The organism is Halococcus hamelinensis 100A6, from assembly GCF_000336675.1.
GTDB classification, from domain to species: domain Archaea; phylum Halobacteriota; class Halobacteria; order Halobacteriales; family Halococcaceae; genus Halococcus; species Halococcus hamelinensis.
Genome location: NZ_AOMB01000035.1, coordinates 64959 through 87636, shown reverse-complemented (window position 1 = coordinate 87636; position 22678 = coordinate 64959). Strand labels below are relative to the sequence as shown.

The window sequence follows — 22678 nt, the reverse complement described above, 5'->3', positions numbered from 1 at the left end:
CGCGTTCGGTCGTCGCATCCGGATTCTCCACACGCAAGCTGAAACCGGGATCGAGAGCGGGCCGAGGTGAGGGTCGAATCGCGGCTACCGGTCGGCGAAGTACGGGATGATCTCCTCCTCGTAGTGGGTCATCGTTTCCTCAAAGTCTCCGACCGGGATCACGACGAGGTTGTCGACCCCTGCGTCCTGAAACGCCTCGATGCGCTCGATCGCGCGTTCGGGGTCGCCCGAGACGCTGATCGCGTCGACGGCCTCCTCGGGGATCCGGTCGGCGGCCGCGAGCAGTCGCTCCTCCTGCTCGTCGGTGAACGCCATCTCCCGCATGAGCGGCGTGTTCTCGGCGACGTCCTCGTAGCCCATGGCGGCGAGCAGCGGCGGCCGGAGCGCGAGGGTGGTCCGGTTGCGCTCGATGGCGGTCCGGCGGGCCTCGTCGGCGTTCTCGGTAACGGTGGTCGGAACCATCACCGCACGGTCGATCGACTCGGGGTCCCGACCTCGGTCCTCGGCCACCTCCAGAACCCGCTGGAGGTCGGCCTCGTACTCGTCGGGCGAGTAGATCCACGGGAACCAGCCGTCGGCGACCGCACCCGTGAGGCCGCGCATGCTCGGCCCGTATCCGCCGATCCACAGGGGCGGACGCGGCTCGCTCGCCGGTTTCAGTCCCATGTGGGCATCGTCGAGGTCGAAGTACTCGCCCGCGAACGAGAGGGGTTCCTCGGGCGTGGACTCCCAGAGACCGTCGATCACCGCGACGGCCTCCCGGAATCTTCGGTAGGGGTTCTCCCAGTCGAGATCCGCGATCGGCGCGAAGTTGAAGGCCTCCCCGGCACCGATACCGAGCCCTGCGCGCCCGTCGGTCATCCGGTCGAGCGTCGTGATGGCGTGTGCGAGCTCGGTCGGGTGGCGACGCACCGAGTCGGTGACCCCGGGGAGCAGCGTGGCCTCGTCGGTGCGCTGGCCGATCGCGCCGAGAACGGTGAACGCCTCCCACGGCGGGTCGACGAGGAACTCCGTCGACCCCGTCGGATGGAAGAGGTGGTCGGGCACCGTGATGGTGTCGAACCCCGCCGACTCGGCGCGCACCGCCTGGTCGACGGTCGCGCCCACGTCGCCGTAGCTGACGACCTGGCAACCGAAGCTCATGTCCGTCGATGAGAGTGAGTTCATCGCTTCGAGTATCGGGATATCACAATAAATATCTGGTCGTTCGCGTGCTCGTCCTTGTTGCCGTGTTCTCGGGAGCGGGGTTCCGATGCAGCGGGACCGAGTTCACGCTCGGAGTTCGCGCTCCGTTCGTTCGGAACGCATCGCCTTCAACATCCCTCGGAGATAGCCCACCGTGAACGACCGTCCTCGGTGTTCCCAGTCGGAATCGCCCTCCACATGGGGGGTGTGGTCCGGGATCATCATTCCGTCGAAGCCGACCTCGTCGAGCAGCTTCAACACCTCGTAGGCGTCGTAGTTGCCCTCGTCGACGAAGGTCTCCTTGAACGTCGGAATCGTTCCTTCGACGTCTCGGAAGTGGACGTAGAACAGCTCGTCACGTTCACCGAAATACCGTATCACCGCCGGAAGGTCCGCCCCCATCTCGGACCAGCAGCCGAGACAGAGGTCGAGGCCGTGGTTGTCGCTGGGGACCAGGTCCATCGCGCGCTTGAAGTTCTCGAAGTTTCGGGCGATCTGTGGAACACCGCCCAATCGCTCCATCGGCGGGTCGCTCGGGTGAAGACACAGCTTCACGCCCGCTTCCTCGGCGACGGGGATCATCTCGCGCAGGAAGTACTCGTAGTTCTCCCACATCTCCGACTCCGTGTACTCGCGCCCGTGGGTGAGGCTTTCATCGGCCGCTTCGGCGTCGAACGCCGACACCGACGCGCCGCCGCGGACGGTGTCGTTTCCGGTTCGCCAGACGCCGGCAGGTGCCCAGTGGTAACCGAAATGCGGGATGTCGGCTGCACCCATGTTCCGGACCCGGTCTTTGAGCCGTCGTAGCTGGTCATCGCGTTCGGGTCCTCCCATCATCACGTCGCCGTAGAAGGAGACGGGGACGTTTTCGATGGCGTTCAACCGCAGACCCGCGTTCTCGACCCGCTCGCGGAGCGTCGTCAGGTCATCGACCGACCACTCGCCAGTACGTGAGAGGGGCATTCGTTCGCCGTCGGGCATGTGTTCGTAATTCGAACTGTACTGATACAGGTTCAACAGAACGTCGTTAACCCCGAGCTGCTTGATGAATCGCAGTCGTTCCTCGGTTGGTTCCATGAACTGGCCAAGTCCGACTCGCATTCGCGTATCGGAGGATATCGGTATCGGGTCACTGTCTTCGTCGACCGGCATATCTCACGGGTCGATTCGAGGGGGTAAAAGCGTGCTGGACGGCGAGAGGTACTAATCAACGAGAAACTGCGATTTTTCGGCACGAAAGGCGACGAACACCGACCACACCTATTTAGGCGGTTGTCGTGAAACAACGGTCGATGACGCTAGCGAGCAGTACACACGGATCGGTCGACGGAGACGACGTTCACATCGCCTACATCGGGGGTGGGAGCCGCCAGTGGGCACCGGCGCTCTTCCAGGACCTCGCACTCTCGGGGATCGACGGCGAGGTCCGTCTCTACGATACCACCTCCGAAAGTGCCGAACGCAACGTCCGTTTCGGTAACTGGGTCGACGACCAAGAGAACGCGACCGCCGACTGGAGTTATGGGGCGACCGAGACCGTCGAAGCCGCACTCGACGGCGCGGATTTCGTGGTCCTCTCGACCCAGTACGACCCGGCCGAGACGTTCGTTCACGACCTCGACATCCCACAAGAGTACGGCATCCACGGTGCGGTCGCGGCGACCACCGGCCCCGGCGGACTCTTCCGGGCGATGCGGACGATACCCGTCTATCGCGAGTTCGCCGCTGCGATTCGTGAGCACTGTCCCGACGCGTGGGTGTTCAACTACACGAACCCCGTGCATTTCATCACCCGCGCGCTCTACGACGAGTACCCCGACATCAACGCGATCGGGCTGTGTCACGAGGTGCTCGGAACGCGCGAACGCCTCGCTCGGTACGCCACGGATCATCTCGGTATGGACGCCTCGCGTGAGGATATCTCGGTCAACGTGAAGGGGATCAACCACTTCACCTGGGTCGACGAGGCGAGGTGTCGGGGTGTCGACCTCTGGCCGTTGATCGACGACCTCGCCGGACGCGAGGAGGCTCGCCGGACGTTCACGACCGAGGACCTCGTCGACGAGAGCGTGTTCACCGACAACTGGCAGGTGACGTGGGAGCTCTACCGGCGTTTCGGCGTACTCCCGGCGACGGGCGACCGCCACCTCGTCGAGTACGCGAACTGGTTCATCCAGGGCGGCGAAGCGACGTTGAACCGGTGGGGCGTCAAACGTACCGGCAGCGACTACCGCGCCAAGCACTGGACGCCCGCCGAATCCGACCAGACCACCGACGTCGAGGCGTGGATGAGCGGCGAGCGCGAGTTCACCCTCGAACCCTCGAACGAGACGTTCATGGACGTCCTCGGCGCGCTCCTCGGCGAGGAAACCTACGTCACGAACGTCAACCTCCCGAACGAGGGCCAGATCGAGGACCTTCCCTCGGACGCAGTGGTGGAGACCAATGCCGTGATTCGGCGAAACGAGGTCAGACCCATCGCCGCCGGTGGCTTTCCCCGTCCGGTCCGGAGCCTCATCCGCGGCCACATCGACACCCAAGAGACCGTCGTCGAGGCCTCGCGTACAGGCGATCTCGATGCGGCGTTCGAGGGGTTCCTGATCGACCCGCAGGTCCGCAGCCTCCCACCCGACGACTCGCGGGAACTGTTCGCGGACCTCGTTGGAGCGCAAGAACGATACCTCGAAGACTGGGACCTCGACGGTTCGACCGTGCTCGCCGAGTCGGCGGCGTATCCGACCGAGTAGCCGTTCCCGACCGGACGAACCCACACGACTATTTGGGTCGGCTGCGGTATCGGAGACGATGACAGCACGGACGAGCCTCCGTTCGGTCGCCGAATCGCGGGGATTCGACGTCGGTGCGGCGGTCGACGCCGACCTGCTCCGCAACGATGCGGGCTACTGGAAACTCCTTCGACGGGAGTTCACGACGGTGACGCCGGAGAACGCGCTCAAGATGGGACCCCTCCGACCATCGCCCGATACGTACGACTTCGGGGACGCGGACGCGGTCGTGAACTTCGGTCTGGAGTACGATATGACCGTCCGTGGACACACGCTGGTCTGGCACAACCAGACGCCCGAGTGGTTCGAGGAGTGGGCGTACACCGACGATGGGATCGAGGGGTTCCTGCGCGACCACATCCACACGGTCGCGGGGCGGTATCGAGACAAAATCGATGTCTGGGACGTGGTCAACGAGGCCATCGCCGACGATGGCTCGATGCGCGAGACGGTCTGGTACGACGCGATGGGCGAGGCGTACCTCGACGAGGCGTTCGGGTGGGCCGACGACGTTACCGACGCCGACCTCTACTACAACGACTACGGGGCCGACGGGATCAACGAGAAATCCGACGCGGTCTACGACCTCATCACGGGGATGCTCGACCGCGACGTCCCCATCGACGGCGTGGGACTCCAGCTACACGCCCTCCACGACGAACCCGATCCCGGGTCGGTCGCCGAGAACGTGTATCGGTTCGAGGACTTGGGTCTCGACGTCCAGATCACCGAGATGGACGTCGCGTACCCCGAAGGAGAAGTGCCCGAGGACCACCGCGAACAGCAAGCCCAGTACTACCGCTCCATCGTGGAGGCGTGTCTCGATACGGGCTGTGAGACGCTCGTCACGTGGGGCGTACGCGATGGTGACTCGTGGGTCCCGGGATGGTTCTCGGGGCTCACCGACGACCCGCTCCTGTTCGATGGGTCCACCCCGAAGCCAGCCTATCACGCCATCATGGATGTACTCGCCGAAGGCTCGGACTGAAAACCGTCGCCGGCGATCGATTCGTGCCGGTCGTGGTCAGTCCTCTCGTGGCGGAACGGCCCGATTCGACTCCGTCAGCGGTACCCGACCGTGTTCGTCCGGGATCTCGGAGTGCTCGTAGAAGAACGCGACGAGGGTATCGCGCCATCGCTCGGCCTGGACGACCTGTTCTTCGAGCCGCTCGGCCACATGGCGATACCGTCGGTCATCGATCCTGCCCGCGAGTGCTTGCCATCGCTCCCGGAGGTCCCGCACCACCTCGACGCCCGAAAAGCAGTTGTCGTAGAGCCGTTGGACCACCGTCGTCCCGTCGGCGAGTTCGTACTCCCACGGCAGGTGATGGAAGAACAGAAGCAGTTCCTCGGGACACGTTTCGGGGTCGTCGTAGGTTTCGGCGACGGGCTCGTGATACTGGCCGACGTAACCGCTCCCTCCCGAGGTTCGGTCGATCCCGATGCCGTCCTCGGTCGCGCCGTGATAGCCCGGCCACTCCGCCGGCGAGGGGTCGTAGTGGTTCTCGAGGCGCGCCTCGCCGTTGTACATCATGTGGATCAGCCCGAGGCCGCCGGTCTCGTAGTCGACGGTGGCTGGCAACGAATCGTGGAGGATTCCACTGACGGTGTCGATAACTGCCGGATCGCCACCGAACGTCTGTCGCACCCACTCGTCGGTGACCGTCTCGGTGTCGAGGTCGGGGTCCCACGCCAGCCGTCCGAACCCGTAGAGGTTCGCCTGCGAGAGGTAGTTTCCCGTCCACGTGGGGTCCTCGCCCACGACGCCGACGCCCGCGATCCCAGCGCCCTCGCTCCCGGAAAAGACGTCCTTCGCGGGGGAACCCTCGCCGCTAGCGTGCGTGTCGAAGTCGAGAACCTCCTTCCACTGCGGCACGAGATAACAGGTGTGGACGCCCTGACCGGTGTACTCCTGGGTGATCTGGAGTTCGCAGGCGAGGTCCGTCCCGTCCATCGCCCCGAACAGCGTCGACACCGGCTCGCGGGGCTGGAAGTCGATGGGACCGTTCTTGACTTGGAGGGTGACGTTGTCGAGGAACTCGCCGTCGAGCGGCTCGAACGTCTCGTAGGCCTGGACCGCACGGTCGTCGTGGTCGGCGTAGACGAACGCGCGCCACCAGACCCGTCCCCCGTGGGGTTCGAGCGCGCGCGCGAGGACGTTCGCTCCCTCGGCGTGCGTCCGGTCGTAGTCGTAGGGACCGTTCTGGCCCTCCGAGTCGGCCTTGACGAGAAAACCGCCGAAATCCGGGATCGCGTCGTACACTTCCTCGGCCTTCCGTGCCCACCACTCCTCGACGTCGGGGTCGAGCGGGTCGGCCGTGTCGTAGTCGTCGATCAACATCGGGGCGGCGTAGTTGACCGAGAGGTAAGGTCGGACCCCGTAGCGCCGAAACACCGACGCGAGCGCCGCGACCTTTTCGAGTCCGTCCTGGGTGAGGAGTTGCCAGCCGGCCTTCCCGGAGACGAACTCGTTCGCGCTCCCCCGGCCGGGGATCTTGGTGTTGACGTTGTTGAGGACGACCCCGTTGATCCCCACCGAGGCCAGTAGCCTGGCGTAGTCGACGTACCGTTCTCGGAGGTCGGGAAGTCGCTCCCAGTCGAAGATGGACGGACCAGCGTAGCCCCGTTCGACCGACCGTCGGAACGGGTCGTCCCAGTGGTCGATCACTCGCTCGTGGTTCGCCGGTTCCTCCGTGACGTCGAGGTCGTCGATAGGGTGGCCGTTCGCCATGCGACGGAGGAGGTGGAAGGTACCGTAGACTAGTCCTCGGTCGGTCGAAGCCGTAACGACGACGCACTCGGCTCCCTCCCACTCGACCGACCGGATACGGAACCCGCCGTCGCCGAGCGCCGCCACTCGGTCGGTCGAAACCGAGTCCGCGATCATCTCCATCTCGTCAGGCGTCCCGACCGCGAGAAACCCCTCCACCGACCGCGGCGGATGCTGCCAGAGATGGGGCTCGCGTTCGAGCAGCCCGGTCATCGCGCGTCGGAGTTCGTCGCGAACGGCACCCAGTTCGGGCGAACCCACGGATGCGTAGACGTTCTCACACCGCGTTCGATACGATTCACGACGCTCGCCGTCGGCTGGCTCGTATCGCAGCCAGCAATCGTCGTAGGATTCGAGTGACATAGCCGCATGATCCCGCCGCCTCGGCTAAAGCGTTGCCGGTCATCCGAATCGGGAATCGAACGGAGATATCGAATCGAGCGACACGAGAGCGAGGGCTGTCGCTCATCCGGAAGTGTCCCGCCATCTCGTCCTTTCGACGGTAGTCACCACCGGATCCACCGATAGTGGATCTTATATGTCACGGTCCCCTGGCTCACGCCATGGTACCGAACGACCGAAACAACGGGGGAAAACGGGTCAAATCCGTCCAGCGAGCGTTCGACGTGATTCGGGAGATACAGGGGGCGGGAAGCGTGCGAATCGCCGATTTAGCCGATGGGTTGGAGATGCCGAGAAGCACGGCGCACGTCTATCTGAAGACGCTCGAATCGGAGGGGTTCGTCACTCACGACGATACCGGATATCGACTCAGTTTGCGTTTTCTCCAGACAGGAGTCCTCGCTCGGCACCAATACAGGATCTACTCGACTGCGAAATCGGAAGTCGACAAACTCGCCGAAGCGACGGGGGAAGTCGCGAACCTCGGTATCGAGGAGAACGGATTCCGAGTGATACTCTATCAATCCGAGGGAAGCGACGCTGTCTACGACAACGCACTGACCGGTGAACACTCGAAGATGCACCTGACCGCCCTCGGGAAAGTACTCTTGGCGTACCAGCCATCGGAGTACATCGACGACATCGTCGACCGACGCGGGCTCCCTGCTGCGACCGAAAACAGTATTACGGAATTCGAGGACCTCATCCGGGAGTTCAGAACGATCGAACTACAGGGATATGCTCTAGAGGACGAAGAGCGCAGGAGCGGTATCCGTTCGATCGCCACGCCGATAATCGCGAACGGCACGCTCCTCGGTGCGCTTTCGCTCTCAGGTCCCAAAGAACGCCTCAGGGAGCAACGGATCGCGGAGGAACTGCTCCCGGAACTTCGGAACACGACCAACATCATCGAAGTCAAACACACATACGACTAAGCGCTCGGATCTGCTACTTCACGTGGTCATCGCAACCTGACCCGGACCCTCGTAGGATCGCTCTCGTATGTCGTCCAACCATGGTAGATCGAAATACTCTAATTCGGAACGGATAGAGTGTATATATCGATAAATTTGGACGTTATCCCACAATATTCTACAATTCGTGCCGAAAAGTCAGCTGCCGTACTTATCGACAAATCTACATTATCTCGCTTCCTCTCTGCAGTGTGCCACGGCCATTGTTCATTATTCACCGTGTATAACACGCATATGGTTGTTACTAACGGGCAGCCAGCACGTCTTCCAACACCGACCGGCATACCGCTCAACTCGGACGAGAGCGATCCAGCACTCGACGAAACGTGTGGTCGATCGAGCACGACTAATTCCACTAATCGTGGACCGGACCGATGGACTCGGGTCTGCACTTCGAACGGACCCATCACTACGCTCACCAAGCAGATACAGGCCAGTCCGTGGTGGGTCGCCGTCTATCGCCCGATTCACATTCAAAACGGACCAGTAAATGCTTCCTGTGGGGTGGAATGTTGGAAAGTAGAGCCTGAGAAGGTGGTCCTGGTCCGACCCATGGGAACGATGGCCAGCGGACGACCCTCACGTTTTTAAATTGCCGATGCATGCCTCGAACCATGAACGAAGAATCCCCTCCTCCACTCTCAGAGAGCGGTTCACAAGCGATCTCATCGGAAGACAACAGACGTGAGCTACTCGCCGCGCTCGACTCCCCGAATCCATTGGTTCGCCAGGAGGGGCTCGAAGTCTGTCAGAGCGTCATCGACGAGGATATCCACGCCATAGAACCCTATCTCGACGAGATCGTAGAACACGCCGCCGACGACGACATCACAGTTGCGCTACGAACACTGGAGCTCCTCGATACGGTCGTAAACGAGAACCCGGATATGCTCGAAGGCGAACTGTCACCGCTCGTCGAGGCGCTCAACACCGAACACACCAACATACAGTCACGCGGTGGACGGCTCCTCGCCAGGCTCGTCGTCGATCGCCCCAGCTTTCTCACACCGCATGTCCGGGGTATCGTGGAAGCCCTCGAAGCGACCGAACTCGACTCGAAGCCGCGCCAATTCGACGAGCTCACTGGCGACCCCGTGACCCGGCAAACCCTCCAGGAGCACGAGGAGACGGAACGCAAACGGCGTATCTCTAGCCGTCGAACGCTGATCAACGTAGTGGTCGCCATTACCGAAACAGCGCCCGGCTCCGTCTCCGGAACCGTAGACGGCCTCGCCGAACTGCTTGACGATACGGACCCAGCGATCGTGGGGGGAGCAGTCGATGCGCTCGGTGAGATCGCAGCACGGGATCCGTCCGCCGTCGTTCCGGTCCGCGGTCGCCTGGTCGACTGCCTCGACCATGGCCGAACGGTCGTGCGTGCCCGTGCTGTTCGGGCTCTCGGGCGACTCGGCGACGATAGCGCCGTACCGAAACTCCGGTCAGTCGTGGAGAGCGACGACGACGAAGACGTTCGGGAACTCGCAGCGGAAACCGCGGACTTCCTTTCGAGTGGGTCGTAGATAGTCAACGAACGTCCGCAGGGTTCAGTCGTCCATCGCTCGTTTCGTACAGTACCAGTGGGTCGCACTGAAGAAGAGAAGTGCGGCGACGACGAGGACGATGTCGATGACGAGAATGGGGTAGGATCTGTCACCAGGTTCGACGAACAGCAGCGAGAGGAGGAGAAACAACCCCATCGCGATAACGAGGGCGATTATGAGCCGCATCTGTCGACGCTGAGCGCAGACGAGGTCGAGCAGCGTAGACGTTTTCGACATGGATCACGTTCGGGGGAGGGTTTTTAAAAGCGTAGCGGTGGGCCAGCCGTCCGTTCTATCGTGGCCCAGAGCGTTGCTGGTCACTGGATCGATAGCGAGTTCTTCCTCGGTCATCAGTGGCGATTCGTGTGTCACACCATCCATAACATTTATTAGCAGGCGTATAATCATTGTTCATGTAATGGGGCCCGATAGGAGTCAGAGCGACTACGACGAAGTGATCAGCCGCCGAAAGATGCTGGCGGTAGCCGGAACGTCGGGGATGGCTGCACTCGCTGGATGTACCGGTAACAGCGATGGAAGTGGGAACGGCAGCGGTGGTAACGGGAGTGGCGGTAACAACGGTTCAGGATCCGGTAGCGGCGGAGGCGGTAACAACGTACACGACGTCGCGTTCAGGAACGCTTACACCGGCAACCCCGCGGACCTCCATTTCAACTCGTCGGGGAGTCAGAACTTCGCGTGGCCGGCGGCGAGGCCGGTCTTCGCTCCGTTCCTGAAGTACTCGTTCAACAAGGACGAGTTCATTCTCGGTGCGCTGAGCGACCTACAGGTCAAAGCTCAGCAAGCGACGCTGACGTTCCGCGACGACCTGAAGTGGGACAACGGGGACGACTGGACGACCGAGGACCTCGACGTCCAACTCAAACTGGCGAAGAAGACGGGGACCTCCCTCTGGGGCTACCTCGACGGATACGATTTGGTCGACGAGAAGACCGCTCGATTGAACCTCTCCGGGACGACCAACCCGCGGATCATCAAGTTCGAACTCACGAACTGGTTCGTGGATACGAAAGCCGAGACCCACAGACAGTGGCTGGACGCCTCCGAATCCGAGTTCCTCCAGTGGGCGTGGGAGGACCCCGTCGCGAGCGGCGCGTTCTCGTTCGTGGGCAAGGACCGACAGGCGTTCGAGTACGAGCGCAACCAACAGTTCTACGGGGCCGACAACGTGAACTTCAACTCGTATCTGATCCCGAGTTTCGGTGGGAACACCGCCCAGCAGCAAGCGCTGATATCGGGGCAGGACGTCGACGCGGCGACGAGTCTGTTCGTTCCCCCCGAGATCGTCGACCAGTTCCCGGACTTCATCGAGGAGGTCAACATTCCAGCCAAGTGGGGATACGGTATCGTCTTCAACCACAACGACCCCGTCTTCGGACAGCGCGCGGTCCGACAGGCAGTCGCCCACGTGATCAACCGGCAATCGATCGTCGAGAACGCGGGTCCGCGCTCGAAGTTCGTCACACCGATCCCCTGTGGGATCGCGCCGAAGGACCAGGAGTACTGGCTGGGTGATTGGCAGAGCGACTTCGAGACCTACGGTGCGAAATCGAGCCAGACCAACAAGGCGACCAAACTCCTCCAGGACGCAGGGTTCTCCAAACAGGGCGGCACGTGGCAGGACGGTAACGGGAACACCGTCGGCGGGGATTACTTCTCGCCGGCCGGGTGGACGGACTGGACCACGATGACACAGACCACGGTCAACCAATTGAACGACTTCGGCTTCGACTTCTCGATCAGTACGCTGCCGACGAACGACTGGTTCAGCCGGTACTCGAACAGCAACTTCAAGATGGGAAGTCTCTACTGGCTGCCCGGCGGGTCCCGGTCGACGTTCCCGTACTTCCCGCTCTACTACCAGCTCTGGGAGCCGGAGATCGGCGGTGGCCACGGCTACCGAGAGAAGGCCGATTCCGAACAGACGATCCCGGGCCGGAACGGCGGGCAGATGACGCTCAACCCACTGCAGGCGACCGAGAAGATCGCCCAGCAACCGAGCGACGAGAAGTCCCGCCCCTTCGTCCAGCGGTCCGCGTGGCACAACAACATCGAGTTGCCGTTCCTCGGTCTCGTCTCCAAGTTCGAACAGTCCTGGACGACGACCGACGAGTGGACGGCACCAAACAAGAACAGCCTCCACCGACGCGTCAAATGGCCGCCGTTCTGGTGGGTCAACAAGGGCGAACTGCAGTACAAAGGCTAGTTCGATAACTATAACTAACTTCATTTACGTTATCCAACAATGGATTACTACCTGAAACGGACGGCAAAGATCCCGATAACGATACTCGCGGTGGCGACGCTGACCTTCGGCCTGATCCGGCTGCTGCCGGGCGGACCCTTCACGCAACTCCGAATCGAGCTCCTCCAGCAGGGGGTTCCCGTCGAACAGGTGAACGCACGTATCGAGGCGTTGCAGAACATTCGCCCCGACGCACCGCTGTGGCAGCAGTACATCGATTACCTGATCGGCATCGCTCAGCTCGACATGGGGGAGTCCATATCGCTGGGCCAACCGGTCGTGGACGTGATCGCGGGTGCACTCCCGTGGACGGTGTTCCTCGTCTTGACGTCCACGGTGTTGATGTTCGTCATCGGCGTGCTCGTCGGTGCGGTGCAGGCGTACTGGGAAGGCTCCCGATTCGACCAGTTCTTCTCGGGCGGGTCGATCTTCCTCATGTCGGTCCCCTACTACATATTTGCGGTCATCTTCGTGTTCTTCTTCGCCTACCAGTTCGGTTGGTTCCCCACCGGGAACGCGGTCGACCGCGGTCTCGAAGCCGGTCTCAATCCGACGTACATCATCAGCGTCCTCCACCACGCTGCGCTCCCGATCATCGCGTTCACCATCGGCGGGATCGGATCGACGGCACTCAACATGCGCGGCAACAGTATCCAGGTACTCGGCGAGGAGTTCGTCGAAGTCGCCCGACTCCGCGGACTCACCGACGGGCGCATCGCGACCAGATACGTCGCACAGAACGCCATTCTCCCGATGTACACGGGGTTGTTGCTCCTGATCGGGTTCCGACTCGGCGGAACCGTGGTTCTAGAGGAGATCTTCTCGTACCCCGGCCTCGGTTACTACCTGATCGAGGCGGTCAACGCGAACGATTACCCGCTGATGATGGGGTGTTTCCTCGTTATCACGGTGACGCTCGTCGTCGCGGTCTACATCGCCGACCTGACCTACGGTCTGATCGACCCACGGATCAGCACGGGTGATTCCGATGGCTACTGAGGCGGATTCCTCGTCGGACGAGATAGACTGGCGCTCCGAGGCGTCGTCGGTCGAGGTGACCCGCCGCGAGCGTTTGAACGAGTTCTACCGCAAACGGCTGTACGAGCCCGGTCTGATCGCGTGGTCCGACATGCGTACTCGGATCGGGCTCTCTATCCTGAGCGTGTACATCGCCATGGCGGTCGCGGCGGTGTTCGGTCTGTGGCGGAACCCGTCGCCCAATCAGGCCGAGCGGCTTCTCGCCCCGTTCCAGACGATACAGTACCCCCTCGGGACGACCCAGTCCGGCGTCGACCTCCTGGCGTTGATGATCGACTCGACGCCGTTCATCCTGTTGATGGTGTTGGCGGGCGGGGTGTGGGCGACCAGCCTCGCGGTCGTCGTCGGTACCGTCTCCGGGTACAAGGGCGGGGCCGTCGACAGCGCCATCACGTCCATCTCGGATTTCGTCATGGCGATCCCGGGTCTCCCGTTGGTGATCGTCTTGGCGATCACGCTGAGCCCCGAGAACCCGATCTTCCTCGGCGTCGTCCTCACGATCAACTACTGGGCGGGCTTGGGTCGGTCGATACGGTCACAGGTCCTCTCGATACGACAGAAGAGCTACGTCGAGGCGTCGCGAACGATGGGAACCAGCACGCCGCGCATCATCCTGAAGGACATCCTCCCGAACATCATGCCCTACGTGATGGTCAACTTCGTGCTCGCCGCGCGATACACCATCTTCGCGTCGGTCGGGTTGTACTTCATCGGCGTTCTGCCCTACACGGGCCAGAACTGGGGAGTGACGTTGAACAACGCCTACAATCAGGGTGGCCTGTTCACCTTCCAGGCGTTGCACTGGCTGCTCGTCCCCATCGTCACCATCGTCGGGCTCACGTTCGCGTTGGTTCTGATAAGCCAGGGTATGGACCGCATCTTCAACCCGCGCGTCAGGACCCGCCTCACCGGCGAATCCGAGACGGTGACCGAGGAGAACGAATCAGCGACCACGGAGTCGATGTAGATGGCTACGAACACCACATCCGGACCCCGAACGACCACGAGCACCGTCGATGACCCGATCATCGAGATCAGCGATACGAACGTCACCTACAGCGGCGGCGAAACGCACGTCCTCGAGGACGTCAACGTCAACATCGACCGACACGAGGTTCTCGGCATCGTCGGCGAGAGCGGGAGCGGCAAGTCGATGTTCGCCTCCGCGCTTCTCGACGCCGTTCCCGACCCCGGCAAGCTCAGCGGGCAGATACAGTACCACGGCCAGGACGGGTCGACGGTCGATATCCTGGAGTTGAGCGACGAGGAACTGCGGCAGTTCCGCTGGGAGGAAGTGTCGATGGTCTTCCAGGGGGCGATGAGTTCGTTCAACCCCACGATGAAGATCGGCGGGCACTTCAAGGAGACCCTTCGCACCCACGATAGGGACGTCTCGAAGGGTCTCGATTTCGCTCGGGAGCTCCTCGAGAACCTCTACCTCGAACCCGAACGCGTGCTCGATTCCTATCCACACGAGCTCTCGGGAGGGATGCAACAACGGGCGCTGATCGCGCTGAGTATGGCGTTGAATCCGGAGGTGTTGGTGATGGACGAGCCGACGGCCGCGCTCGACCTGCTGATGCAGCGGTCGATCCTCCAGCTCCTCGACGACCTCCAGAGCGAGTACGACCTGACGATCGTCTTCATCACACACGACCTGCCGTTGGTCGCCTCGCTCGCCGACCGGATGGCGATCATCTACGCGTTCCAGTTCGCGGAGATCGGTCCACGCGACGAGATCATCGGCAACTCGGCGCATCCGTACACCCGGGCGTTGCTGAACGCGACGCCGAACCTCGACGCGCCGCTCTCGGAGATGGAGCCGATCGAGGGCGAGGGACCCGCCCCGGTGAACATCCCTTCCGGCTGCCGGTTCCACCCACGATGCCCGCTCGCGACGGAGAAGTGCCAGCGCGACGAACCGCCGCTCGCCGCGGTCGACGGCGGTACCGAACATCGAGCCGCGTGTCACTACCACGACGAGGCCCGCGAGGAGATCCCGCTCAACTTCGGCGAGACGGACGCCAGCCCCGAGCCACCCCGTTCGTTCGAGGGGCAGAAGGGACGGAGCACGGCCGACGCCGAACCGCTGCTCTCGCTCGACGACGTCGAGGTTCACTTCACGAAAGAGCAGGGACTGCTCGAACGGTTCAGCGGCGACCCGGAGGTGGTGCGGGCGGTCGACGGCGTCTCGCTCGACATCGAAGAACAGGACCTAGTCTGTCTGCTCGGCGAGAGCGGCTGTGGCAAGACCACGCTCGGCAAGACGATGATCGGGCTTCAGCGGCCGACCGGCGGCTCGATCGAGTACCAGGGACAGGACATCTGGGAAGCGGACGAGAGCGATAGCGACGTCTCGTACGACGATATCCGCTCCGCGCTCCAGATCATCCACCAGGACCCGGGCAGTGCGCTCAACCCGAACCGGCGGATCGCCAATATCCTCGCCGAACCGCTCCGACACACGTATCCGAACATCGGCAGGAACGAACGTCGGAGCCGGATGCACTCGTTGCTCGAACGGGTCGGGATGACGCCGGCGGGGGATTTCCTCGACCGGTATCCCCACCAGCTCTCCGGCGGTGAGAAACAGCGCGTCGTGCTCGCGCGCGCCCTCCTGATGAATCCGGACGCGATACTCGCCGACGAGGCGATCAGCGCGGTCGACGTCTCGCTTCGGATCGAGATCATGGACCTGATGTTGGAACTCCAGTCGGATTTCAACACGTCCTTCCTCTTCATCAGTCACGACCTCTCGAACGCGCGGTACTTTGCCGAGCACGGGGACGGACGGATCGCCGTGATGTACCTCGGCGAGATCGTCGAGATCGGGTCGGCCGAACGGCTCATCCACGACCCGCGCCACCCCTACACGGAAGTCCTCCGGTGGGCCACGCCGGACCTCGACTTGGACGCGATGGGAGCCGACGACCCACCGATCAGGGAGATCGACGTACCGGACCCGGTCGACCCGCCCTCGGGCTGCCGGTTCCATACGCGTTGTCCCGTCGCCCGTGAGACGTGTCGTGAACAGCACCCCGACCTCCTGGACGTCGAGGGTGCGGGTGGAAGCGCCGCGTGCTTCCGCGAGGACCCGGACCACGAGTACTGGGACAGCGAACCGCTGGAAGGGGCAGCCAGGGAGGACGCGCTCGCGGATGATTGAGACGAACTATCGCCGGTCACGGGCCTTGGACGGCGTCGAGCGAGACGGAGATCGGGCCGACACGGGCTCCGGACGAAGGCCACGGATGTCTCACGCCACTTCGGATGGGGGGAAGTAACGTGGAACGCGCACTGGTGGTCGTCGACGGAACCGACCAAGGCGACCGGCTGCTCCAGAAGGCGGGTGCGATCGCCGCTGGGGTCGGAACGAAGCTATACCTGTTCGCGACCGTCGACCCGGACGAGTTCGACGAAACCAGAGCCACGCTCGACGTCATCGCCGACGTCGAGAACACCTCCTATAGCGACCGGGACGCGCTGCAGTCGATCCACACCCGTCTGGAGCAAGCAGTAGCGGAGACGTTCGAGGAACCCGCGTTCGAGTACGAGACCATCGGTTCGGTGACGGACCCGGACGACCGCGCCTCGCGGATCATCGCGGCTGCGAGGGAGTACGACTGCGAGCACGTCTTCATCAGTGGGCGGAGCCGCTCACCGACCGGAAAGGCGCTGTTCGGCGATACGGTCCAGTCGGTGCTCCTCAACTTCGATGGCGACATCACGGTTCGTCTCGGGTGAGGAGCACCTCCTTCGGTCGAACCGCGATGGCGACAACGATATTACGCTACGGACGATGCTTCCTACATCGATGAGACGATACGAACCGGAGTGCGAGGGCGAGACGCTGTTTCTCGTTGCTGCGGACGACCGAGTCGAGGTCGGTGAGGTCGACGATATCGTGGCCGCCGTCGGTAGCGATACGTACACGATCGAGTACGACGAGAAACAACGGACACAGCCGTGGCTCGACACCGACGACGGCGTTCTCGATATCGACGTTCGCGAATCCGTGACGACGATCACCCACACCGGCGAGTTCGTCTCCGGAATCCGCGAGTACGACATGACGACCGAGCGGTACGGGCTGCCGAGGCGGACGGTCGAGTTCGCGGACCGGTTCGTCGACGTTCTCGAACGACAGGGCACGAACGACTCCGGCTCGTAGCGTTTTCGTCGGGAGAGGACCGTTCTCCTTTCTACCGTTCGGTCACCTTCGTGGTACTTGGAGTGTCCCGGAACGAGGTCGAGTCAGTCGTTCCCGGCGGTGCTCTCGGGCCGGTACTTTCGGCTGATCCGTTTCCACCGTTCGGAACGGAACCGATAGTAGCTGATGAGCGCCGAGGGGAGACTCTCGCCGAGGAAGGCCAGATACAACCCGACCAAGCCGAGCGACGTCGTCGCGCCGAGATAGGTGAGCGGAATCGCGAACACGAACATCCCGACGGCACGTCCGTAGAACGGCCAGTTCGTGTCGCCCGTCGCATCGAGCGCACCGGCGATGCTCTCCGTGACGCCCTGTGGAACGACCGCGAGACAGGCAGCGTACACGAACCCCGTCGCTACCGGGACCATCGACGATCGAGGATCGGTAACGAACACCGCGACGATCTCCTCGGCGAACACCGCGACGACGACCGCTCCGAGAAGGTACGTCGCCACCGTGAAGTACGTTATCTCGTGACCGTAGACCGCCGCACGATCCTCCTCGTTCGCCCCGAGCGCTCGACCGACGAGACTGCTCGCGGCGAGACCGAATCCCCATCCGGGCACGTTCATCAGTCCCCATATCCGCCGGCTGACGACGTAGGCGGCGACGACCTGTGGGCCGAAGGTGCCGACGAAAACGAGTATCGGAAACCGGGCCACCGTCCAGACGGAACTGCGGCCGACGACCGGCAGGCCGATCGAAACGAGGTCGCCGAAGACCCCCCACTGAACGTATCGCTTGGAGACGTCGATACGTACCGGAAACTCGCCGATCACGGGGAGCCGACCGACCGTCAGACCCAGGGCGAACGCGGTCGTGACCAGCGCAGCGGCGATGATGGTACCGAGTGCGGCCCCGGTGACCCCCATCCCGAGCCCGAAGATCAGGACGGTGTTGAGAAGGGCGTTGACTACCGCCCCGCCCGAGCGGACCACCATCGGCGTCCACGCGTCGTCGACGCCGACCAGCACACGGCTTCCGATCTGGTTCAGGATGGCGAACGGAACCCCGAGCGCGAGAACCCGGAGGTACTCCGCGCCGAACCCGACGGCACCGGGGTCGTCGCTCAACGACCCGACGAGTTCGAGCGGAAAGACCCAGAACGCCGCGGCGACGGGGAGACTGATGACGGTCACCAGGAGAGCGCTCGAACGAACGACCTGTCCGAGTTCGTCGTCGGCACCCGCACCGTATCGCTGGGAGACGAGCGCGATCGTGCCCGCAGCCATTCCGCTGCCGATGGCGAACGTCATTCCCCAGTAAGGTCCCGCGAACCCCATCCCTGCGATGGCCGTCGAGCCGGTGAATACACCGACCATCGCGACGTCCACGACGCTTTTGGACATTCGAGCGAAGCCCGTGACGATGCGGGGCCACGCGAGCTCGGTCGTCTCGTGGGCACGGTTCCGGTCGACGAGGCTCAATCGTTCGAGAACGATGCCGATCCCGATGAGGAGGGCTCGGAGGGGGTTCGTCTGGATCGCCACTTCTCTCACCCTATCCGAGACCGATGATAAGTCTTGCTCATACGAAGGTGGGTGGATTCGGCCTTCGAGTGATACTTCCGATGCGAACGGGTGAGCCAGCCCGAACGATAGTCAGTTGGTGGCGCGATCAACACCGGAGCCTCGGGCGATGACCTACAACTCGATAGTTCTGCCAGTCTCGCTGCTCTCGTAGATGGCGGCGAGCGTTCGTAGATCGACGAGACCGTGTTCGGGCGTTCCGTGGGGGTCGCGTCCCGTGAGGAGACGGTCGGCGAAGTAGTCGAACTCCTCTTCCATCTGGTCGACTTGCTTCCCATCGATGTCGACGGTCTCCCCACTGACCCGGAGCTCTAGGCTGCTCTCGCCGTGGAAGGCGGGTTCGATCAGCAGCATTCCATCCGTCCCGACGACCCGGAGGTGGCTGGTCTGGTGAGCGTTCTGGGACGCGGTGTAGGTCCCGTAGACGTCGTCCTCGTAGGCGACGGTGAACGCTGCGACCTCGTCGGGAACCGCCGAAAAGGCGTCGTGGTCGCTGTTCATCATCGATTGGACCGCGACCGGGTCGCGGTCGAGGACGAACCGTGTGGTGTTGATGGAGTAGATGCCGAGGTCCATCACGCTCGTCCCGTAGCCGGCGAGGGCGGGGTCGAGCCGCCACTGGTCCGCTCCCCACCCGAGAATGCCCTGGGACATATCGCCGTGGACGTGAACCGGGTCGCCGACCGCACCCGCCCTGACCAGTTCCCGTGCCCGTCTGACCACGGGTTCGGTGTGCATTCGGTAGGCAATCATCGCCGTCGTGCTTCCATCCTCGCAGGCATCGACGATCCCCTCGCCACGTTCGACCGTCGCCTCCATCGGCTTCTCACAGAGGATCGGCTTGTCGTGCTCGACGGCGGCCTCGACGAAGGGGAGGTGACGGGCGTTCGGAGTGCAGACGTAGACTGCATCGTAGGCGTCGGTCGCCTCGCCGGCCACGAACTCGTCGTAGGTGAGTCCGACCTGTATCGATCCGTGCTCGTCCTCGACGTTCGCGGCCTTCTCCGCCGACCCACTCACGACGACGGTCGTCCGACAGAACGTCGAATGCTCGACGGCGGGCATCGCCTCGTCGCGGGTCCACCACCCCAACCCCACCATGGCGAACCGAACGACGCCTTCGTCCTCGTTCGATTCGAGCCAATCCCGGTGCGAATACGACTCGACGTACGAAAGGATGCTATCGGGTTCCACGGGACGATATTCGACGTGCCACATCATAAATCATAAGCTTCGGGTTCGGTCACGGCCCACGCCGCTCCGTCGTGCCGATGATGTGGGGGCCGGTACCGTGGTCCGGCTCATCCGCTACGGGCCGCACTCCCTCTTTCGTGCTACTCGATCCCGATCCGAGCAGGCCGGCGTTCGTGGTTCCCGGTCACTCGTCGGTTGGAGCAGGCGAGAGCGCTCCGGATTCGACCATCGTCTCGAACGGGCTCTCGACCCCGTCGAGCGGGAGGTCGACGCGACCACGGCGGCGCACCGATTCGTAGCCACCGAACAGGACCTCGGTGGTGTTGAGGCCGACCCGCCCGGCGATCGGCGATTCCTCGCCGGTTTCGAGCGCCTCGATGGCGCTCGCGACCGAACGGTCCTGAAGCACCGACCCGAACCGGTCGTCGTCCTCGGGCGTGCCGTGTATCGTCTCACCGTCCACGTTGACCGTCTCGCGAACCCCGTCGTGCTCGTGTTCGAGCGTCGGTCCGTCGGCGACGTCGATACGAACCACGCCCTCGGTCCCCCGTAGCACGAACGCGGCGTCGACCATCGGGGTCCCCTCGCCGGTCGAGAGTAGGCCGTAGACGCCGTTGTCGTAGCGCCACTGGGCGAACATCTGGTTCTCCTGGTGGGCCCCGAACCGGACGTCCTCCGCGCGGTAATCGAGCTGGGCGATGACCCACTCGGCGGGTCGGTCGTCGTTGAACATTCCCGCGAGGTCGACGGTGTGTGCCCCGGTGTCGAAGAAGTCACCCCACCCGATCTCGATCCGCTGGAGGTCGCCGATGGCTCCCTTCGCTATCAATCGGTTCGCCGCGACGAACGGCCGGCCGAACCGGCGCTGGCGGTTGAACGTGAGCTGGACGTCGCGCCGCCAGCAGGTCTGGACCATCCGCTGGGCGGCCGGCCACGACAGCGCCATCGGTTTCTCGCAGTGGATGGCGTCGACGACGCCGCTTCGGGCGCAGTCGACGACGACCATCTCGTGGATGGCCGGTGGCACGGCCACGCTCACGATGTCGGGTTCGACGGCCGCGAGCATCGTTTCGTAGTCCTCGAAGACGCGTTCTTCGTCGAGGCCGAACGTCTCGGCGAACGCGGTGGCGTTCTCGGGGACCACGTCGACGCACGCGACGAGCCGACAGTCGTCGTTCTCACGGTAGGCTTCCGCATGGCGATAGCCCATCGCAAACCCCTCGACGGTTGGATTTCGTGGGTCTGGACCGGTTCCGATGACGGCGACGGTGTACTGAGCCATTTCGCGCCGGAGGGTGGTCCGGGAGCAGTATAGCCGTTTCGTTCATGTGATGTGACCGAGAGGTTTATTCGCTCGCTCGACGACCACCACCTATGGACGTCCTCTTGATCGGCGGCACCGGACTCATCAGCACCGGCATCACACGCGGACTCGTCGCTGCGGGCCACGACGTGACCTGTTTCACGCGGGGCGAGACCGATTCGACGGTTCCGGAGTCGGTGGAGTTCGTCCACGGCGACCGAGACGACCACGACCGGTTCACAGCGCAGGTCAGGGACCTAGACACCGACTGCGTGATCGATATGGTCTGTTTTACACCCGACCAAGCCGACCGAGCCATCGAGGCGTTCGGTGACGGGATCGACCAGTACGTGTTCTGTTCGACGGTCGATGTCTATCATCGTCCGACCGAACGCAACCCGGTCACCGAAGATGCGGCGCGCGACCCTCCCGTGAGCCAGTATGGTGCGGACAAGGCGGACGCGGAGGACCGATTCATGGCAGTGGACGACGAGCTGTTCGCTACTACCGTGATCCGGCCGTGGAGCACCTACGGCGAAGGGGGCACGCTGCTCCACTCGCTCGGGACCGACACCCGCTACATCGAGCGGATCCGAGCGGGTGACCCCATCGTCGTCCACGGCGACGGAACCTCGATATGGGGGCCGTGCCACCGTGACGACGTCGCACGGGCGTTCGTCGCCACCGTCGGCAACCCCGACGCGTATGGGGAGGCCTACCACGTCACCAGCGAGGAGAACATCACCTGGAACCAGTACCACCGTCGGGTCGCCCGCGCGCTCGATGCACCCGAACCCGACCTCGTCCACGTGCCGACGGACCAGCTCGTCGCGGCCGTCCCCGACAGGACCGGGATGCTCGAGGACCACTTCCGGTTCAGCACCGTCTTCGACAACACGAAGGCACGCCGCGATCTCGGATTCACCTACTCCATCCCGTTCGAGACGGGCGTCAAGCGTACCGTCGACCATCTCGAAGTTCACGATGCGATCGACGCTGGGGACGACCCGGCGTACGACCGGCTCGTCGAGGCGTGGCGCGAATCGACCGATGCGTTCGTCGAGACGGTTCGTTCGGAATCGACGTAACGTACATTGTTTCGTTCAGAAACGGCGATGAGCGTCCGAAGCAGAGTCAAAACTCGTCGAGGATATCCGCGCCGTGGCCGGCCGACGCCGCAGCATCGGCGGAGTCGTTGGCCCCGACGAGAGGCCCATTATCTGAACTAAAACTGTGAAAGCATCTGTCTATCAGTAGCCCTATACTACCTCTTTCGGTAAGAAGTCCTTACGTAGATACTGTTCATGACGGGACAGCTCATTTGGAAACTATCCCATCACAACTCCACCAGTTGTTCCGAGGGTCGGAGGAAAGCGAGCGACACAGCGGTTCATCTTGGGAAACCATTCAAAAGGATGAAGCCACCAAAAAGATCGAGATGGGTACTGTAACAAGAGGACGACCTGTAACAGAGCATGCT

The 22678-nt window shown here is 63.1% G+C and carries 18 protein-coding genes; 11 read left to right on the top strand and 7 right to left on the bottom strand.

The window, feature by feature from the left end; translation table 11 throughout:
• Window positions 1-84: 84 nt before the first annotated feature.
• Both C447_RS12900 and C447_RS12895 read right to left on the bottom strand, forming a co-directional pair.
• Window positions 85-1167, bottom strand: coding sequence for an LLM class flavin-dependent oxidoreductase (locus C447_RS12900; RefSeq protein WP_010612632.1), 1083 nt, complete (start codon window positions 1165-1167; stop codon window positions 85-87).
• A 102-nt stretch (window positions 1168-1269) separates the two neighbouring features.
• Window positions 1270-2337: a mannonate dehydratase gene (locus C447_RS12895; protein ID WP_007694562.1), complete on the bottom strand. Its 1068-nt coding sequence runs from the start codon at window positions 2335-2337 to the stop codon at window positions 1270-1272.
• 140 nt (window positions 2338-2477) lie between these two features.
• On the opposite strand from C447_RS12895, the gene C447_RS12890 reads away from it, so the two are divergent.
• Both C447_RS12890 and C447_RS12885 read left to right on the top strand, forming a co-directional pair.
• Window positions 2478-3932, top strand: a complete 1455-nt coding sequence (locus C447_RS12890; RefSeq protein ID WP_007694561.1) for a family 4 glycosyl hydrolase — start codon at window positions 2478-2480, stop codon at window positions 3930-3932.
• Window positions 3933-3990: 58 nt separating this feature from the next.
• Window positions 3991-4959: an endo-1,4-beta-xylanase gene (locus C447_RS12885; protein ID WP_007694559.1), complete on the top strand. Its 969-nt coding sequence runs from the start codon at window positions 3991-3993 to the stop codon at window positions 4957-4959.
• 36 nt (window positions 4960-4995) lie between these two features.
• Here the strand turns inward: C447_RS12885 and C447_RS12880 are convergent, their stop codons facing one another.
• Window positions 4996-7104, bottom strand: coding sequence for an alpha-glucuronidase family glycosyl hydrolase (locus C447_RS12880; RefSeq protein ID WP_007694555.1), 2109 nt, complete (start codon window positions 7102-7104; stop codon window positions 4996-4998).
• A gap of 200 nt (window positions 7105-7304) precedes the next feature.
• On the opposite strand from C447_RS12880, the gene C447_RS12875 reads away from it, so the two are divergent.
• Both C447_RS12875 and C447_RS12870 read left to right on the top strand, forming a co-directional pair.
• Window positions 7305-8078, top strand: coding sequence for an IclR family transcriptional regulator (locus C447_RS12875; protein WP_007694552.1), 774 nt, complete (start codon window positions 7305-7307; stop codon window positions 8076-8078).
• Between the two features lie 653 nt (window positions 8079-8731).
• On the top strand, window positions 8732-9637 hold the full coding sequence (locus C447_RS12870) for a HEAT repeat domain-containing protein (RefSeq protein ID WP_237713443.1): 906 nt from the start codon (window positions 8732-8734) through the stop codon (window positions 9635-9637).
• A gap of 24 nt (window positions 9638-9661) precedes the next feature.
• On the opposite strand, the gene C447_RS12865 is transcribed toward C447_RS12870, so the two are convergent.
• Window positions 9662-9895, bottom strand: coding sequence for a hypothetical protein (locus tag C447_RS12865; RefSeq protein WP_029601976.1), 234 nt, complete (start codon window positions 9893-9895; stop codon window positions 9662-9664).
• A 235-nt stretch (window positions 9896-10130) separates the two neighbouring features.
• Between C447_RS12865 and C447_RS12860 the strand changes: the two genes are divergently transcribed.
• The 6 genes from C447_RS12860 to C447_RS12835 all read left to right on the top strand — a co-directional run bounded on the left by C447_RS12860 (window position 10131) and on the right by C447_RS12835 (window position 17133).
• Window positions 10131-11885, top strand: coding sequence for an ABC transporter substrate-binding protein (locus C447_RS12860; RefSeq protein WP_007694547.1), 1755 nt, complete (start codon window positions 10131-10133; stop codon window positions 11883-11885).
• A gap of 39 nt (window positions 11886-11924) precedes the next feature.
• Complete coding sequence (locus tag C447_RS12855; RefSeq protein ID WP_007694545.1) at window positions 11925-12923, top strand: ABC transporter permease; 999 nt, start codon at window positions 11925-11927, stop codon at window positions 12921-12923.
• Window positions 12913-13929: an ABC transporter permease gene (locus C447_RS12850; protein WP_007694543.1), complete on the top strand. Its 1017-nt coding sequence runs from the start codon at window positions 12913-12915 to the stop codon at window positions 13927-13929. Before C447_RS12855 ends, C447_RS12850 begins: the two co-directional genes overlap by 11 nt.
• Complete coding sequence (locus C447_RS12845; RefSeq protein ID WP_007694542.1) at window positions 13930-16128, top strand: ABC transporter ATP-binding protein; 2199 nt, start codon at window positions 13930-13932, stop codon at window positions 16126-16128.
• A gap of 119 nt (window positions 16129-16247) precedes the next feature.
• Window positions 16248-16706 (top strand): universal stress protein, encoded by a 459-nt coding sequence (locus tag C447_RS12840; RefSeq protein WP_007694540.1) that lies wholly within the window; start codon window positions 16248-16250, stop codon window positions 16704-16706.
• Between the two features lie 70 nt (window positions 16707-16776).
• A complete protein-coding gene (locus tag C447_RS12835; RefSeq protein ID WP_007694538.1) occupies window positions 16777-17133 on the top strand; it encodes a hypothetical protein in 357 nt (118 codons plus the stop codon).
• Between the two features lie 83 nt (window positions 17134-17216).
• On the opposite strand, the gene C447_RS12830 is transcribed toward C447_RS12835, so the two are convergent.
• The 3 genes from C447_RS12830 to C447_RS12820 form a co-directional block, all read right to left on the bottom strand.
• On the bottom strand, window positions 17217-18662 hold the full coding sequence (locus C447_RS12830) for an MATE family efflux transporter (RefSeq protein ID WP_007694537.1): 1446 nt from the start codon (window positions 18660-18662) through the stop codon (window positions 17217-17219).
• A gap of 153 nt (window positions 18663-18815) precedes the next feature.
• Window positions 18816-19922 (bottom strand): D-xylose 1-dehydrogenase Gfo6, encoded by a 1107-nt coding sequence (gfo6, locus tag C447_RS12825; RefSeq protein ID WP_007694534.1) that lies wholly within the window; start codon window positions 19920-19922, stop codon window positions 18816-18818.
• A 157-nt stretch (window positions 19923-20079) separates the two neighbouring features.
• Complete coding sequence (locus C447_RS12820) at window positions 20080-21177, bottom strand: Gfo/Idh/MocA family protein (RefSeq protein ID WP_007694532.1); 1098 nt, start codon at window positions 21175-21177, stop codon at window positions 20080-20082.
• Between the two features lie 92 nt (window positions 21178-21269).
• Between C447_RS12820 and C447_RS12815 the strand changes: the two genes are divergently transcribed.
• Complete coding sequence (locus C447_RS12815; RefSeq protein WP_007694531.1) at window positions 21270-22286, top strand: NAD-dependent epimerase/dehydratase family protein; 1017 nt, start codon at window positions 21270-21272, stop codon at window positions 22284-22286.
• Window positions 22287-22678 lie beyond the last annotated feature (392 nt).

Excerpts from the sequence above, each read along its gene's own strand:
- C447_RS12880 (WP_007694555.1), bottom strand. The coding sequence starts at position 7,104 with ATGTCACTCGAATCCTACGACGATTGCTGGCTGCGATACGAGCCAGCC.
- C447_RS12845 (WP_007694542.1), top strand. The coding sequence starts at position 13,930 with ATGGCTACGAACACCACATCCGGACCCCGAACGACCACGAGCACCGTC.
- C447_RS12815 (WP_007694531.1), top strand. The coding sequence starts at position 21,270 with ATGGACGTCCTCTTGATCGGCGGCACCGGACTCATCAGCACCGGCATC.
- C447_RS12900 (WP_010612632.1), bottom strand. The coding sequence starts at position 1,167 with ATGAACTCACTCTCATCGACGGACATGAGCTTCGGTTGCCAGGTCGTC.
- C447_RS12870 (WP_237713443.1), top strand. The coding sequence starts at position 8,732 with ATGAACGAAGAATCCCCTCCTCCACTCTCAGAGAGCGGTTCACAAGCG.
- C447_RS12875 (WP_007694552.1), top strand. The coding sequence starts at position 7,305 with ATGGTACCGAACGACCGAAACAACGGGGGAAAACGGGTCAAATCCGTC.
- C447_RS12850 (WP_007694543.1), top strand. The coding sequence starts at position 12,913 with ATGGCTACTGAGGCGGATTCCTCGTCGGACGAGATAGACTGGCGCTCC.
- C447_RS12885 (WP_007694559.1), top strand. The coding sequence starts at position 3,991 with ATGACAGCACGGACGAGCCTCCGTTCGGTCGCCGAATCGCGGGGATTC.
- C447_RS12855 (WP_007694545.1), top strand. The coding sequence starts at position 11,925 with ATGGATTACTACCTGAAACGGACGGCAAAGATCCCGATAACGATACTC.
- C447_RS12865 (WP_029601976.1), bottom strand. The coding sequence starts at position 9,895 with ATGTCGAAAACGTCTACGCTGCTCGACCTCGTCTGCGCTCAGCGTCGA.
- gfo6 (WP_007694534.1), bottom strand. The coding sequence starts at position 19,922 with ATGATGTGGCACGTCGAATATCGTCCCGTGGAACCCGATAGCATCCTT.
- C447_RS12895 (WP_007694562.1), bottom strand. The coding sequence starts at position 2,337 with ATGCCGGTCGACGAAGACAGTGACCCGATACCGATATCCTCCGATACG.
- C447_RS12820 (WP_007694532.1), bottom strand. The coding sequence starts at position 21,177 with ATGGCTCAGTACACCGTCGCCGTCATCGGAACCGGTCCAGACCCACGA.
- C447_RS12860 (WP_007694547.1), top strand. The coding sequence starts at position 10,131 with ATGCTGGCGGTAGCCGGAACGTCGGGGATGGCTGCACTCGCTGGATGT.
- C447_RS12835 (WP_007694538.1), top strand. The coding sequence starts at position 16,777 with ATGAGACGATACGAACCGGAGTGCGAGGGCGAGACGCTGTTTCTCGTT.
- C447_RS12890 (WP_007694561.1), top strand. The coding sequence starts at position 2,478 with ATGACGCTAGCGAGCAGTACACACGGATCGGTCGACGGAGACGACGTT.